General features: G+C 42.4%; 15 protein-coding genes. 12 read left to right on the forward strand and 3 right to left on the reverse strand.

Annotated features, from left to right (window positions below; all coding sequences use genetic code 11):
* Positions 1–47: 47 nt before the first annotated feature.
* Positions 48–860 carry an ABC transporter permease gene (locus tag AC58P7_RS19400; protein WP_497345701.1) on the reverse strand — a complete coding sequence of 271 codons (813 nt, stop codon included), beginning with the start codon at positions 858–860 and terminating at the stop codon, positions 48–50.
* Complete coding sequence (locus tag AC58P7_RS19405; RefSeq protein ID WP_497345703.1) at positions 857–1,882, reverse strand: ATP-binding cassette domain-containing protein; 1,026 nt, start codon at positions 1,880–1,882, stop codon at positions 857–859. Before AC58P7_RS19405 ends, AC58P7_RS19400 begins: the two co-directional genes overlap by 4 nt.
* Before the next feature lie 173 nt (positions 1,883–2,055).
* Here AC58P7_RS19405 and AC58P7_RS19410 point away from each other — a divergent pair, with 173 nt between their 5' ends.
* From AC58P7_RS19410 to AC58P7_RS19445, 8 genes are all read left to right on the forward strand, one after another.
* The gene (locus tag AC58P7_RS19410; protein WP_497345705.1) at positions 2,056–2,796 is read left to right on the forward strand and encodes a hypothetical protein; all 741 of its coding nucleotides are present in this window, start codon (positions 2,056–2,058) and stop codon (positions 2,794–2,796) included.
* Between the two features lie 2 nt (positions 2,797–2,798).
* Entirely contained in the window at positions 2,799–3,176 is a 378-nt protein-coding gene (locus AC58P7_RS19415; protein WP_497345707.1) for a GntR family transcriptional regulator, read from the forward strand.
* Positions 3,169–3,867 (forward strand): ATP-binding cassette domain-containing protein, encoded by a 699-nt coding sequence (locus tag AC58P7_RS19420; protein ID WP_497345709.1) that lies wholly within the window; start codon positions 3,169–3,171, stop codon positions 3,865–3,867. The genes AC58P7_RS19415 and AC58P7_RS19420 overlap by 8 nt, the downstream gene beginning before the upstream one ends.
* A 22-nt stretch (positions 3,868–3,889) precedes the next feature.
* A complete protein-coding gene (locus AC58P7_RS19425; protein WP_497345711.1) occupies positions 3,890–4,573 on the forward strand; it encodes a DUF4386 domain-containing protein in 684 nt (227 codons plus the stop codon).
* 115 nt (positions 4,574–4,688) lie between these two features.
* Complete coding sequence (locus AC58P7_RS19430) at positions 4,689–4,901, forward strand: hypothetical protein (RefSeq protein WP_497345712.1); 213 nt, start codon at positions 4,689–4,691, stop codon at positions 4,899–4,901.
* A gap of 245 nt (positions 4,902–5,146) precedes the next feature.
* The gene (locus AC58P7_RS19435) at positions 5,147–6,625 is read left to right on the forward strand and encodes an Lsa family ABC-F type ribosomal protection protein (protein ID WP_497345714.1); all 1,479 of its coding nucleotides are present in this window, start codon (positions 5,147–5,149) and stop codon (positions 6,623–6,625) included.
* Positions 6,626–6,855: 230 nt separating this feature from the next.
* The gene (locus tag AC58P7_RS19440) at positions 6,856–10,065 is read left to right on the forward strand and encodes a hypothetical protein (RefSeq protein WP_497345715.1); all 3,210 of its coding nucleotides are present in this window, start codon (positions 6,856–6,858) and stop codon (positions 10,063–10,065) included.
* A 61-nt stretch (positions 10,066–10,126) separates the two neighbouring features.
* Positions 10,127–11,080 (forward strand): YbjN domain-containing protein, encoded by a 954-nt coding sequence (locus AC58P7_RS19445; RefSeq protein ID WP_497345716.1) that lies wholly within the window; start codon positions 10,127–10,129, stop codon positions 11,078–11,080.
* Positions 11,081–11,137: 57 nt separating this feature from the next.
* On the opposite strand, the gene AC58P7_RS19450 is transcribed toward AC58P7_RS19445, so the two are convergent.
* Entirely contained in the window at positions 11,138–12,118 is a 981-nt protein-coding gene (locus AC58P7_RS19450; protein WP_497345718.1) for an S-layer homology domain-containing protein, read from the reverse strand.
* 377 nt (positions 12,119–12,495) lie between these two features.
* Between AC58P7_RS19450 and AC58P7_RS19455 the strand changes: the two genes are divergently transcribed.
* The 4 genes from AC58P7_RS19455 to AC58P7_RS19470 are packed head-to-tail and all read left to right on the forward strand — an operon-like array spanning position 12,496 to position 16,021.
* Complete coding sequence (locus AC58P7_RS19455; RefSeq protein ID WP_497345765.1) at positions 12,496–13,356, forward strand: transporter substrate-binding domain-containing protein; 861 nt, start codon at positions 12,496–12,498, stop codon at positions 13,354–13,356.
* A 28-nt stretch (positions 13,357–13,384) separates the two neighbouring features.
* A complete protein-coding gene (locus AC58P7_RS19460; RefSeq protein WP_497345767.1) occupies positions 13,385–14,029 on the forward strand; it encodes an amino acid ABC transporter permease in 645 nt (214 codons plus the stop codon).
* A 14-nt stretch (positions 14,030–14,043) separates the two neighbouring features.
* Positions 14,044–14,787, forward strand: coding sequence for an amino acid ABC transporter ATP-binding protein (locus AC58P7_RS19465; RefSeq protein WP_497345720.1), 744 nt, complete (start codon positions 14,044–14,046; stop codon positions 14,785–14,787).
* Between the two features lie 19 nt (positions 14,788–14,806).
* Positions 14,807–16,021 (forward strand): M24 family metallopeptidase, encoded by a 1,215-nt coding sequence (locus tag AC58P7_RS19470; protein WP_497345722.1) that lies wholly within the window; start codon positions 14,807–14,809, stop codon positions 16,019–16,021.
* Positions 16,022–16,043 lie beyond the last annotated feature (22 nt).

A 16,043-nucleotide genomic window follows, 5' to 3' on the forward strand; every position in this document is an offset into this window, starting at 1 on the left:
ACAAGCCGCCTAATTAAGCGGCTTGTTTGAATTGATAAAGCGATCTGTTACGTCCGGCGCATATAGGCAATGACCGTGATTGGAGCAAAGATCGCAACGATGATAATAGCACCGATCAGCGAGATGGTGAGATCCCAGCCTACAGTTCCATGATTGGCAAGTTCTCGGACGGCAGACACGAGGTGGGAGATCGGATTGATTTTAACAAACCACTGGAGCCAATTTGGCATCGTATCAACCGGCACGAACGCATTGGAAAGAAACGTTAGCGGGAACAATACAATCATGGATATCCCTTGTACGCTTGAAGCTGTGCGGGCGATTACGCCGAAGAAGGCAAAGATCCAGCTGATTGCCCATGAGCAGAAAATAACAAGCAGTGCAGCGATGGCGACGTGATCCAAGCCACCCTCAGGTCGATAGCCCATGATAAAGCCCATAGTAAAAGTAAGCACTGTAGCAATGGTATACCTTATGGTATCAGCCAACAAAGCTCCAGCCAATGGCGCTATTCGTGCGATAGGCAGTGACTTAAATCGGTCGAACACACCTTTATCCATGTCCTCTCGCAGTTGCACTCCTGTGACAATAGAGGTAGTTATCACGGTCTGAACGAGGATGCCGGGAATAATGACAGGCAAATAACTCACCACATCACCAGAGATAGCTCCGCCAAATATATAAGTAAACATCAGGGTGAAAATGATGGGTTGAAGTGTAACATCGAACAACTGTTCAGGTGTTCGGCGAATTTTCAGCAATCCCCGATAGGCCATGGTCAGTGAGTTGCGAACCGACTGACGGAAACTAGTGCGATTTCTCAGTTGGCGATCGGCAACTGGTTTAATGGATGTACTCATACTCGTGCCTCCTGTACGTTGTTCGATGAATCGGATGTCGATGGCGCCTGAACCTTAATACCTTGACCTGTTATGGTTAGAAATACCTCGTCTAAGGTCGGTTTCTGCACGCTCATCTCTGCCAAGTGAATACCCGCCTCGCGTAGGGAGATAAGCAGGTCGGTGACACGGTCGGCATTCGCCATCGGAGCCGTAATCTTTCCACCTGATACGGCAGATTGAACCTTGAGCACTTGTGTAACGATACGAGAGGCTTGCCCGATGTCCTGTGGATCTTGGACAATGAGTTGCAATGACGATGTACCGACCGACGCTTTCAATTCATCAACGGTACCTTCAGCAACGACTCGCCCACGATCGATGACCGCAACACGGTCTGCCAATTGATCTGCCTCTTCGAGATATTGTGTTGTTAACAATATGGTAGACCCTGTGTTCACCAACCGACGTATTGTGTCCCACATCTGTGCACGCGTTCGCGGGTCTAACCCAGTCGTCGGTTCATCCAGAAAGATGAGTGGGGGCTGTGCGATCAGGCTTGCCGCTAGATCTAACCGGCGACGCATACCGCCAGAGAAGTTTTTCAAAGGGCGCTTTGCGGCTTCCGTCAGACCAAATTCCTCAAGCAAGTCTGATGTCTTTTGGCGCGCCTCTTTACGTCCTAGTCCGAGCAACCGCGAGAAGATCATCAAGTTCTCAGTCGCACTGAGCGACTCATCGACGGATGCGTATTGACCTGTAACTCCGATTAATTGACGAACGATTTGCGATTCCTTCACCACATCGTGCCCGAAGATTTTCGCTGATCCTGCATCCGGCCTAAGTAAGGTCGCCAACATATTGATCGTAGTGGTCTTGCCTGCGCCATTTGGACCTAGCACGCCGTATATCGTCCCCGCTTTCACGTTCAAATTGATGCCGTCCACCGCGCGATTTTCGCCAAAAGATTTGACCAGTCCGCGCGCTTCAACAGCCCAATCACCATGGTTCCGTTCTATTTCATTTCTGTGTCCATGAGCCACTGTAATTCCTCCTAAATAACTAAGTATAAGGGAATTGTAACTGACATTTTTAAACAGAATATAAACGAAAAATTAAATTTATATTGTCTATTTACATGTTCTGCTGAATTAGTGTACTATAACATTAATACAATTTATAAATGGTTGTATATCCCTAAGGAGGAGATATGTGGATGAAGTCATGGATGGCTTTATTTGTAAAAGATTTCAAATTAACAAGAACCGTATTTTTCGTAGGACTTGTTATTAATTTATTCATTGTGATGTTGACATTCTATTTGGGGGAACTAGCAGAAGATACCTTGCTCATTTTTTTACCTTTAGTAGCTGCTGTAGTTTTTCATATTGTTTATATACCGATAATGGTATGGATCAGTTTGAAAGCAGAGTCTCAACAGCTTCATCTCTGGCTCCATAATCCTCGGCCTGCTTCGGCATTATTGTTAAGTAAAATTGTGAATGCGCTGTTCATGTTGGTTATATCACTCTTAATGTTATACTTCATGTCTGGACTGCTTATCCTTCCCAAATTCGACTTAATTGAAGCCTATTGGTCAGATACTAAGATATCAGGTTTACTCATATTTCTTCATATCGTATTGATATCGATCATCGTCGGCGTATGGGTAATATTGCTTTGGACCCTTTTTCAATTCCTTAAATTAAAAATCGGGCGATGGAGCTGGATCGTTATAATTGGGGCAGTTATTATACCTAATTGGATGAATGCCCTAATCGAATCCACTAAACCATATAGTTTAGCTACACAATGGGGACGCATCAGCTATTCTTTTCCTACATTTTCAATAGATCCCATAAAAACATATGCAGGAGAATACCTGTATACCTTCTTGATTATCATTGGATTGTTCATACTGAGCGCGTGGATGTTTGACAATAAAGTTGAGGTGTAGCTATGGAAGAATTTAATGCTTCAAAACCAATTTATCTACAACTAGCAGATCGTATCAAACGACAAATTGTTAGTAACGAATTGAAAGCAGGTGAGAAACTGCCTTCCGTGCGTGATATGGGACTCAAGTACAGTGTGAATCCAAACACCATTCAGCGTACGTACAGTGAATTGGAGCGTGAGGGAATTCTGGATACGAGAAGAGGCCAAGGTACGTTCGTGACAGAACGCGAGGATCGTTTGGACCAACAGCGTGAAAGTTTGAAAAATGAACAGATCCTATCATTTATCCAGGTCATGCAGGAAATGGGATTTAGCTCAAATGAAATAATTTCAGGGCTACAGGAGCACTTAACTAGATTGGACAAAGGAGATGAGTAAAATGATTCAGTTGACGAATGTTTCCAAAACATATAACAAGCAATCCGTCCTCCATAACATTTCACTTGCACTGCCAATTGGTAGAATCGTAGGTATTGTTGGTGAGAACGGAAGTGGAAAGTCAACACTATTGAAGCTTATTTCCGGATTAGCGCTTCCCTCGGTTGGGAAGGTAATCGTAAACGGAGAGAGGGCCAACCGAAAAACAAGCACAGTCGTTTCTTATTTATCGGAGATGGGTTCATATTATTCGATATTCACAATCAGAGAAGCGATGGATTTCCAGGCATCACAATATAAGGATTTTAACATGGCAAAAGCCGAAGAAATCATGACATTCATGCAGCTGGAACCTCAGATGAAAATTAAAAATCTTTCGAAAGGAAATCGTGGAAGGTTAAAAATCATACTTACTTTGGCGAGAGAAGTGCCGTACCTTTTGTTGGATGAGCCCTTATCAGGTCTTGACCCGATGGTACGAGATTCGATTGTAAAAGGGATGATTTCTTATGTTGACTTGGAATCTCAAACGCTCATTATGACGAGCCATGAAATCTCAGAAATTGAATCACTGCTAGATAGCTTTATAGCGATCAAGAACGGTTCAATTCTTAGAGTTGCCGATTTCGAGGAGTTATATGAATCAGAGGGACTTGGCATCACAGATTGGATGAAGAAGACGTATGTCTAATACCTAAAAAGGAGCTCAACAAATGAATTCCAATAAGAAGAGAGCAACCATTGTGGGCATTCTATTTATACTTGCAGCGGTTACGTCAATCGTAGGACTTATCCTGTACAATCCAGTTCTAAATGATCCTAATTACCTGACTTCTGGTGCTGAACATGCTAATCAGGTAATCCTAGGAGCGATTTTCGAGTTGATGCTCGTTGTTTCAGCGATTGGCACTGCGATTACACTTTTTCCGCTATTAAGAAAGCAAAATGAAAGTATGGCCCTTGGGTACGTTTGCTTCAGGTTTCTCGAGGCGGTCATTATTACGATTGGAATAATCAGCGTATTATCACTTTTGACCTTGAGTCAAGAATTCGTGGCGTTAGCCACTCCTGATAAATCTTTTTTCGAACCTTCAGGTACACTTCTCATAGCCATTCATGATTGGACCTTTTTACTCGGGCCGAATTTCATGTTAGGCATCAATACGATGATGTGCAGTTATTTACTCTACAAATCCAGACTCGTTCCCCGCTTTATTTCCTACATGGGTCTAAGCGGTGCAACACTCATTTTTATCGCAGCCTTGTTAGAAATGTTCGGAACAATAACGCAACTTTCAGCTTGGGGAGCCATATTAGCGGTTCCAGTAGCCGCATATGAAATGACATTAGCGATATGGCTCATCGTCAAAGGTTTCAACAATTCCGCATTGCAGTAATGAATATGCTGTGGCCATAAAACAAAAGATACCACTCGGTATCTTTTGTTTTATTTTAGGCTGTAAATTCAAGCAAAAGGCAAGTAGCAATTTAACGAAAAAGGAGAGATGTTCAATGTCCATGAACGCAGAATTGGAGCTTGCAAAGGCAGGCTTTATGGCAAAGGTTCCCGCAGATGCGCAAGTAGAATTGATGGATTTCCTGCAGTTAATTTATTGTAATTCTCATCCAAGCATCAATCCCAGTAAACGCATTCTACAGGTTCAAACCCAACCGCTAAAAGTTCAAATTTTCAAAGATGCACTCGGTCTTGTTCATATAAAGTGAAAGATAAGGAAACTTTATCTATAGTCATCCTTTCCTTCGAATGCGAAAGCCTTACTATGCTATCATTAGTGTGAGTGGACCACAGGTCATGGCCGTGCGATTACCTTGTGCCGAATTGGCCGTTGGGCAAGTGGAGAAAGAGTAATACTGGCTGCCGAAACTAGCCCCGCTAATCCCTATTTCCATCCCTGTCCCGTTAGATCGTGAGTAACCTTTTCATGTAGCAAACAGGAGGAATTTATTTCATGTCATTAATTAATGTAACAAACTTAACGTATGCTTATGACGGCAGTTACGATAACATATTCGAGAACGTAAGCTTTCAAATCGATACCGATTGGAAATTAGGATTTACGGGGAGAAACGGTAGAGGGAAGACCACATTTCTCAACTTGTTACTTGGTAAATATGAGTACAGCGGAAACATCTCTACAAATGTCAGCTTTGAATATTTTCCCTTCCCAATCGAGAATAAAGAAATGAATACCATGGATATCCTCAACGAGATTTTTCCTGACTATCTTCACTGGGAATTAATACGTGAACTTTCATTGCTTAAGGTCGCAGACGATGTATTGTATCGGTCCTTTGATTCATTGTCTAACGGAGAACAAACGAAGGTGTTACTAGCTGCTTTATTTCTTAAGGAAAATAGTTTTCTCTTAATTGATGAGCCAACCAATCATCTTGATCTGCAAGCAAGAAAACTTGTCAGTGATTATCTCAATGCGAAAAGCGGATTTATTCTGGTGTCACACGACAGATCTTTTCTTGATAACTGCGTGGATCACATCCTTTCAATTAATAGGACCAACATTGATATTCAAAAAGGTAATTTCTCAGTCTGGTGGGAAAATAAACAAAGACAAGATAACTATGAACTTGCCGAGAATGACAAGCTAAGAAAAGATATCAAACGTTTATCGGATGCTGCAAAACGAACGAGCCACTGGTCAGATGAAGTGGAGAAAACGAAAAACGGGACTAAGAATTCAGGATCCAAGGTTGATAAAGGGTACATCGGTCATAAGGCTGCTAAAATGATGAAACGCTCTAAATCCATTGAGCAAAGACAGGAGTCTGCCATTGATGAAAGATCAAAACTCCTTAAAAATATGGATAAAGCGGACAGCTTAAAGATCTCACAGCTTGATTTTCATAAAAATCAGCTTGCTGAACTTGATCATGTTTCGATTTTTTACGGTGAGAAGACGGTATGCACAGATATCAGTTTTACAATTGAACAAGGTGAACGAATTGCACTTTCTGGTAAAAACGGCTCCGGGAAATCAAGTATTATCAAGCTAATTTGTGGTGAAGACATCACCTATACGGGGACTTTCAGAAAGGGAAGCCAGCTTGAAATATCGTATGTGTCACAGGATACCTCACATTTGCAGGGGAATTTAACAGACTACGCTAGAGACAATGGCATTGATGAGAGTCTATTTAAAGCTATTTTGAGAAAACTAGATTTCTCCAGAGTTCAGTTTGAAAAGGATATTTCCGCGTTTAGCGGCGGTCAGAAAAAGAAAGTTCTCATTGCAAAAAGTCTTTGTGAGAGGGCACATTTACTTATTTGGGATGAACCGCTTAATTTTATTGATATTATTTCACGGATGCAAATTGAAGAGTTATTGCTGGAATACGCATCAACCATCCTTTTTGTGGAGCATGACAGCGAATTTTGCAAGAATATTGCAACGAAGATTATTGAACTTTAATGTTTCCTGTATGAGATAAGGAGAATGGCCGGCAGATTTCGTCTGCTGGCCATTTTTATTTGATCAGAAAATTTGGTGACCTGAAATACTAAATCTCAACATTATTCTTGTTTAGGCGTGCTAAAAACGACAAGCAAATTGTATACGGTAGGTCATCTTAAATGCTACAATAAAATCAATGGAAATTAATAGAATTCGTGGTTTCAAAGAAGGTACAAGGGGGCTTCGTCGTGAGCGAACACACATCCGCATCTCGGACAACTAATAGCCAGATATCGGCCAAATCTCAACCGAATACAGCCGAGAGTGTAGCTCCAACTACGATGGATGCCCGTCAAATGACTTCTGCAAGAATCATGCAAATGCAGAGGACCATGGGCAACAGGGCTGTTCAAGGCATGCTTCAAAGGATGGGCAGCGGAAATTCAGTCGTACAAAGAGCGGGGGGGCCAACCGCGACATCTTCCACAACCACAGCTTCAACACCAAGACCTGCACCAGCGCCATCCCCAGCGGAACAGCGCAAGACACAAATGGAAGCTGAGAGAGATGCCAAAGTTCCTACTCTCGTAAATACTTCCTTCACAGATAGTAAAGAAAAAGTCATAAAGAATCTGGAATCTTATTTGACCACCGATTCGAAAGCAAATGCTATTCGTCAAAATGTAAAAGCAAAAGTAGTATCCTCCATAAAAGATAGCATGACATCGGGAACGCAAGAACAGAAGGATGATGCATTAAAATATGCGCTAGAGAGCGCTGAAAGTATTATGATGACCACGGTTAAAGATTATGCAGGTAAAGAAGCGGATGAACAATTTACGGAAACGAAAAAGAACGGCATGAAAGTTGAAGCGCTTAAGGCCTATGATTCGGTTACGCCTAGCCTTAATGATGCTGCGTTTGCGAAACAGAAGACCAAAGCTGCTGCTGATGCTCAGAAAAATTTGAACAACTATGCAAAGACATTTATTACAAATGCTTTAACAAGCGCAAAAATCGCAGTTGCAACGAAATACGCAACCCCGTCGATGCCAGGAGGCACCGTTAGTATTCCTCAAATAGACGTAGGAAACGTTGGGACGGATGAGTTAACGAAGCGGATCGGTCTAGAAAATTCTCTTGTTGACCAAACGGTGCTTCGAACAGAAGATATCGGTGGCACTTCACATGAAATTAGAGATATGGAACATATCTATATAACTAAGCTTTTTGAACCACTGAAGAAGGAAGTTTTATTGAAACTAGGTGTAGGTCGAGGCGAATTCAGAAGATCCAAAGAGTTGAACGCGTATCGAAATGGACTTAAACAAGCTGCTCGGGAAAAAGTGAATGCGCAGATTGATGCCGAGGTCACTAGTGCTGGACAAAGCAGTACGACGACAGCGACTACGGCAACTCCGGGAGCCACACCAGCAAGTACAGCGTCAACTAGCTCCAACCCAGCTAGTAAAATTGCTTCAAGTGGCCCAATGAAAGCCGAATATATGAAAATGGCTACAAAAGCGATCGCCTACAAAGATTCTAAAAAACTGGTAGACGATGTAATGGCCGAAGAAGCCAACAAGATACTAGAGATTCTGATACCGAAGGCCACAACCATTGAAAAGCTCAGCAATGCAGGTAAAAGTTCAGCCTACGACATAGCACGTAAAAGTGGCGCAGAGGCAGCCAAAATTCAAACAGCAAGTATCAAGGGAGCTAACGCTCTCGCTGAAAAACTGCTTCTTGATAATAAAGCCAATGCTATTCTCGAAGCGAGAAAGCTAAGCAAGGGAACGAAGAAAACCGCAACTACAGCAGCCACAGTACCAGATGCTGCTAAAGCTCAGCAAGTCATAGCGGACATCCAAAATGATGAGAAAACAAAAACGGTTGCCAAAGCAGTCATCAAAAAGTCAGTTGAAGCTCCTGATATAAACAGTGGCTTTAACAAAATGGGCAAGCTGATTGATCTTTCTACACCCAATCCCGGTGACGCTAGCTCATTGGATTTTGAACTGAAAATTCCGATTGCATCCGCAGCGGGCGGTGGACATGCCTATTTCTTGTTTGGCTTCGGTGGAGAAGCAGAACGGGAAAAGGATGATTTGACGGTAAACACACAACTGACGTTTGGTGCTGGATTTACAACCTTTGGTTTTGATGCCAATGCACGATTTGGGCTCTTCCTTGAAGGAAAAGGTAAAGATACGGATAGTGTTATGAATTTACTCTCCTATGGTTTATATAGAGAAATGAACAGTATTAAACCTGCAGCAGCGGCTCACTTCTGGGGTGCTGGCGGAAGATCAGGAGATTCCAAGTTAGTAGAAGCTGAGAAATGGGCAATGATGATAGAAGAACAGCATTTAGTGGAAGATGCTGAGGTGAACGTTGGTGGACTTGCAAAGCTGGCTATGGAAGCGAACGTTGGTGTTGCTGAGTTCTCTGCAGAACTTGCATTGAAACGACTTAGCAAATACAACAAAGAGATTATCGAGGCAAAAGGCAAGAAAGTTAGTGGGTTAGGTATGATGACAGCTAGCGATCGGTTGGCTAATGGTAAAAATGCCATTGGCAAAGGCGAAATCAACACAACCGTCGAAGCAGCCACAGAGATAGAAGTCGGGTTTGGTAAAGACAAGGTCGCATTTGGTCTTGAGGGTTCATTAACAAAAACTAAAAATGAAGATGATCCAACTAAGCCTGAATGGCTGCTTAAAGAATTGAGTCTACAGCTTTCAACAAGTATCCCGTCTCAATTCGGTGAAGAAGGCGGAGATTTCACTAAATATGTTTCGAAAATCGTTACTGCTGCTATTGGCGGCGGTAAAAATCTTGCCGCGTTACTCAAGAAAGCTGCCGCACCAGAGTCAGATCGAAAGAAAAGAGCCGCTGGGACTGCACTTGACGCGGGTAGTGATGCGCTATTCACAGGCAATTATTTCGACGATATTGGCGCGAGCTTTGCTGCGAAGATTCAGGGCGATGAGACTGTAAACGATACGATGCGTTCTTGGCTTCCTGGACAAGATGACAGTGCATCTGACATTGAGCAAGTGAATAAAATTGCCTTGTCGAATGCCCTACAGTTGTCAGTAGGTTTCAAAAAAGAATATGATGGTTGGGCCAATCCAGGCGATTGGGAAATATCGCTTGAAGCCAGCCAAGTAAAGTCGTTGGAAGTCGATGCTGAGATTGTGAAAGTAGCTATAGAGAAATCCAAACGACTTGGTAAAATTGAATTCGCCAAAGGTAAAACTACAAAATATGAGTTTTTGGGTTTTGAAAGAGGCGGCAAAGACAAACCACCTGCTGCTACTACTGCTACTACAGCAAGTCCTGGAACTCCAACAGGTCAATCAGCACCATCAACAGCTGTCAGTACTGGAGCACCGACAAGCCAAGCAACACCACCTACGACTGGAAGCCAAGTCGTACCAACAACAACGCCTTAACATGGTTGGATATTGAGCTAGTAGCCATTAAATGGAATCATAGTGTAAAGGAGGCCAGTAGATGGTTGATAAAGGATATAGTGGAAGCGCGGAGCACTCGCGGCTGGATCTGGACCACGAGATCGCGTTCTTCACATTAATGGGGGAAAGTCTTCAAGCTACAGCGAAAAGGATCAACCTGACTGTCTCGGAGGAGAACACCTTATGTACGCTATTTTTTGAAGTGGAATGGTGTGTATATCAACAAATGATTGCTGGAGAATGGATGGGACTGCTCGCGATCGCAAGGAGTAGTGAGACGGAAATGGACTTCCTGCAAGATCAACCTATCGAAATTCGAGCCATGTTAAGACGCAGCCTTATGCCAACGGCCCTGCATCATGGAACAGAGGTTGAACAAGTACTGCATTCCTTGATGGACGATTCCGAAGATGCGCGTATTCTTCGTCTCAGCGAAAGCTGGCTGGTGACAGAAGTGAAGCAAAAGATGGAATTGCCTGAAGAACTTGATGGGGGAACGTTAAAAAGAGGTTATCGCACGATTTGGGCTCAGCAGCAACCTGTGCGATCTCCTTCAACTTCCAATGAAGTTAGATCCTCGTTGAATGAGATTGTTGAAGCTTACTTGAATGATAATCATATACCATATGAATGGATCGATGAAACGATTGTTCGTTTATCCTATGCTGGAGATCAAGGGACTTGGGTCGTTTTGGTCCGCACAGATGAAGAGAAGCAGCTCTGCATCGTGTACTCGATCTTTCCGGAGCTAGTTCCTGAAGAACATCGGGGAGGCATGGCTGTATTCCTGATCGAGGAAAACTATGATCTGGTAGTTGGTAATTTTGAATTGGATACAACCGACGGAGAGCTTCGTTATCGGACAAGCATCGATGTCGAGAATGCCCGATTGACAATGGAGCTTTTCGGGCAGTTGTTCACTACAAATGTAGCGAACATGGATGATTACTTTAACGTTATCAATGAAGGCATTGAGCAGGGGTTCTTTGAATAAGTATTCTTCAAAAAAAATGATGATCCCTGCACAATGCGGGTATCATCATTTTTCAGCTTATTTCAGTAACCCTTTTACCGCTTCAACAGCATGTTGAACATAGTCAGTTGCATCCACACGGGTAATTTCATCTTTAGGATTGAAATTACCCTCTGCGTCCAATTTGACAATGCCTAAGGCAATCGATGTTTGAATGGCACCAGTCTTTTCAAGATCAATCTTATCAATATCCTTGATTTCAACAGGTACTAATTTGATCATTGGTAATTTTCCACTTGTTTGAAAGGTGTGAATTAGCAGGTATGTAAACGATTCACGCGTCATTTTCGCTGTTGGGTCAATTTTGAATTGGATATCTGTACCGACAATCCCAAGTGCATCTGCAATTAGTTGAACACCCTCTGCTCCAGTAAGTGTTTCATTGGTAGCTGCATCTCCACGCGTAATTTCTGCTTTTGGATTCAATTTACCTTCCGCATTCAGTTTAATAATCCCGTAGTTAATCGCACGTTGGATAGAACCAGAATACGCAACATTCAATAGATCGTTATCACTAATTTCAACAACAACCGGGTTAATCAAGGGTAGATTCTTGTTAACTTCGATAGCACGAACGAGCAGATGCGTGAACTCTTCACGTGTTAATTTTTTGCTAGGGTTTAGATCTTTAGGAAGTTCAACACCGTTGACTGCAGCAGTAATTAGAGCATTTGCGTACCACGCATCATTTTCTGCGTTATCAAAATAATCAGTAGCTTTTGGCTCTTTGGCGAATTTGACTCTGTCTAAATTCAGTCCAAGCGCATTTACAAAAAGTTGCACGCTTTGAGCAGCTGTAATCGATACTTGTGGAGCAAATAACTCAGGCGTGATTCCTCCTACAATCCCACTTTGTTGTAGAGCTATCATTTTCTCCTTTGCTGCAACTTTATCCAAATCCGTAAAAGTTGTCGAAGCTGCAAAGCTTTGTCCGACTAAAGAAAGTGAGAATAAAACAGTTGCTGCAGAAACTGTAATCATCTTAATTGTTTTTTTCATGCCAGATCACCTCGTATTATATTTTGTGTTTCTTGTCTAATGGAATCATAAACGGATATGGTTACGAAAACGGACTCGCGTCCTCTTTTATTATTGCTAATAGGGAGTCTTAACAACCGATAACTGCATAAAGGCAATGGATTCGTGAAAGTCGGTGATCAGTAAGACAATCAAACTAATAAAAAAGTCGCACTGTGGCAGCAGCCGCGGTGCGACTTTTTTATTGTACAGATAGGCATGTGTAAAGCTATATTACGGAAGTATTTTGATAAGAGGGGTAAGATGAATGTATTAAACAAGAGGAGGTAAGAATAATGGTTGTTATTTCATTAACTAAGACTTAAAAAACTTTGAAGATGATGACGGAGGAATCAGTTATGCTCTTGAATTCCAAAAAAAGGCTTCAATCGCTTTCATTACTAGGCACAATTGTACTTGTTTTAGCGGCATGCGGTACGAAGACGAATCCGCCAGCAAATAGTCCTACAAGTACAACGACGCCTAGTGCACAAACGTCGAACAACCTTTTAGAACAAATCAAGAAATCAGGAAAGCTCAAAGTCGGCTTAATGGGGACCTATGCTCCTTATAATTTTTTGAACGATAAGCATGAGGTGGACGGATTTGACGCAGACGTGGCTAAAGAAGTTGCGAAGCGTATCAATGTACAAGTGGAATTCATTACTGGTGAATTTTCTGGCTTGATCGAAGGATTACAGAAAGAAAAGTATGATGCGCTAATTAGTCAAGTTACGATTACAGATGATCGTAAAAAAACAATGGATTTTTCGACTCCATATATCAATAATGCAGTTAATGTAATCGTGAAAAGTGATAATACAACCATTCAATCGATAGTTAATTTTAAAGGCAAGAAAATAGGTGTTGGTCTTGGGACAAACGATGAAAAATATTTAAGAGACGTCGTACTTCCCAAAGTCGGAACTTTTGAAATAGCAACTTACAACGATGTAATCACTTCTTTGATGGATCTGAATGTCGGAAGAATAGATGCAACGATTAATAATGTTTTTGCTATTAAGCCCCTTGTTGATAAAAATAAATTCAAAATAAAAACGGTCGGTGATCCTATAAAAGTAGATGCAGCTGGTATCGCTATACGTAAAAACAACCCAGAGCTTCTCGCTGCTCTGAATAAAGCTTTGGCGGATATGAAGTCCGATGGAACGTTCAAGACCATTTTCCAAAAATGGTTTGAGGTTGATCCGAATATTTAAGGGGCTTTACATGGAAAGGATGAATGGGATGAATCTCGTTTTTACTAACATCCATTTTCTGTTAACAGGCGCCTATTACACGTTGCTAATAACGCTGGTTTCCATGGTGTTCGGGTTTCTCATTGCATTGATTGTGGCTATAGCACGGTTAAAAGGAAATCGATTCATTCGCGGTTTGGCCCAAGCTTATGTGTCTATAATTCGTGGAACACCGATTCTAGTACAAATCTTTATTGTGTATTATGGATTACCAGAATACGGTATTAAATTTGGTCCACTCACAGCGGCTTTTATTTCGCTTAGCATTAACATTGGCGCATACTTATCGGAGACATTTCGAGGAGCCATTCTTTCAGTAAATAAGGGTCAAACGGAAGCCGCGCTATCGCTAAATTTATCGCCTTGGCAAACGATGCGTAAAGTTATTTTACCCCAAGCGGCCAGAGTCGCCATTCCTCCCATTGGCAATACGTTTATAGGGATGTTGAAGGAGACTTCGCTCGTTTCCGTAGTTACTGTAACTGAACTTCTGCGTTCGGCACAATTGCTTATGGCTCAGTATTATGTAGCTATGCCTTTTTATATTGCGATAGCCTTTATGTACTGGGTAATGAGTACGGTCTTTTCAAATATTCTAAATCGCATCGAAATGAAGCTATCCAAAGCTTATTAAGGGTGTGCACGGAAATGATCGAAGTTAATAAATTAAGTAAAAGCTTTGCTGAGTTAGTTGTCCTGCAAGATATAAACTTACAAGTTCGTTCCCAAGAGATTGTAGTTTTGCTGGGGCCTAGCGGTTCTGGGAAAAGCACGCTACTTCGTTGCCTCAATGGACTTGAGGAACCGAGCGAGGGGACGATTCGCGTAGGAGATACGCAATGGGAAGCAACTTCGGGCACTCAAACTAAAAAGAAAGCACTTAGGGACATTCGTTCGATAACTGGCATGGTGTTTCAATCTTTTAATTTATTTCCACATATGACTGTCATGGAAAATGTGATCTTGGCACCTACCATTGCTAAAAAAACACCTAGGAAGCTGGCTTTACAGCTTGGAGAAAATTTATTAGCTAAAGTAGGGTTGTTAGAAAAGAAGTCGGAATATCCTTCCCGTCTTTCAGGTGGCCAGCAACAGCGTGTTGCTATCGCTAGGACGCTTGCTATGCAGCCGCAAGTTTTGCTATTTGATGAGCCGACTTCAGCCTTAGATCCTGAGTTAACTGGGGAGGTATTGTCAGTCATGAAACAGCTGGCAAGGGAAGGGAATACGATGATTGTGGTCACCCATGAAATGAGATTTGCTAAAGAGGTGGCCGATCGGGTGATCTTTATGAGTGATGGTAAGATACAAGAGGAAGGCGTACCAGATCAATTTTTTGCAGATCCGGATACAGAACGTGCTCGCAAATTCTTACGACAGCTTGGCGAATAATTAGTAGGAGGGTGAAAATGTGGACATTAGTAAGGAAGCGCATTTAAGAGAGATTACAGCGAAGTCAAGAGAGATTATGGAAAGAAATAATCTTGATGCTCTAGTGGCTTCAAGCTGCGAGAACTTCTATTACCTGTCCGGTCACCCGAGTACTTTTATGTATACGTTACGAATGAACGAAGTCGCTTTGGCCGTGATGTTTCGAAATCCCAATCGTAAGACTGTCATCATAATGAATGAATTTGAAGCCGCTGGTATTCCGGGGGATTTATCGAACTGCGAAGTGAGAACTTATCCCACGTGGGTTGATGTGGATGACCCCTTTGAGCTTAGAGGGAGTCGCTTTCTAGGGAAACGTCCTACAGCACACCAAGTACAAGAAATGTACGGTGAGCTTATTCGTGTATTGGGTGAAAATGACATATCGACGGGCCGAGTAGCTGTGGAACTGAATGCTATGCGGTATCCTTCAGTCATGGCTTTGCAGCATGTATCCGAACGGTTGGAACTACGCGAGGCAAGTTCAATTTTTCATGAATTACGTGCCATAAAGACGCCATGGGAGATCGAACAACTCCGAAAGAGCTGTACCTTTGCCGAGGCAGGCATAGCCCGAACCGTTCAGGGGATTCACGTTGGTCATTCTGCTGCAGACATTGCCCATGCTTTTAAACAAGCACTAATGAGGAATAGGGAGGGATCAACGTCCCGATTTCATATGATTTCTGTAGGAGACAATTTTGCACCAGCGCATGTGTTCGATACACGCTCAAGCAAGCCTGGTGACTTGATTAAATTTGATGTTGGCGTGGATGTCGAGGGATATGGTTCTGATATCGCTCGGACATTTGTTCTTGGCTCACCTTCAAGCACAGTGGAGCGTGTGTACAATGCGTTAAGAATTGGACACGATCATTTGGTTCAGTTGATTGAACCGGAAAGATCGATGCAATCTGCATTTGACGACGTAATGAGCCTGATTCGTGGTTCAGGATTGCCCAATTATAACCGGGGACACTTAGGACATAGTGCGGGCTTGAGTCTGGCTGCAGAGGAAGCTCCATTCATAAGTCCTCAAGAGTATACCGTTTTCCGCCCAGGGATGGTAATCTGCTTAGAGACACCGTACTATGGCTATGGAGTAGGTTCGATCATGATTGAAGATATGGTACTGGTGACGGAAAACGGATGTGAGCAGCTGAATAAACTGTCAAAAGATCTTATTTCACTTTAATTTGGTTGTTCGATCGTTCTGT

The organism is Paenibacillus sp. J22FR5 (assembly GCF_059691975.1).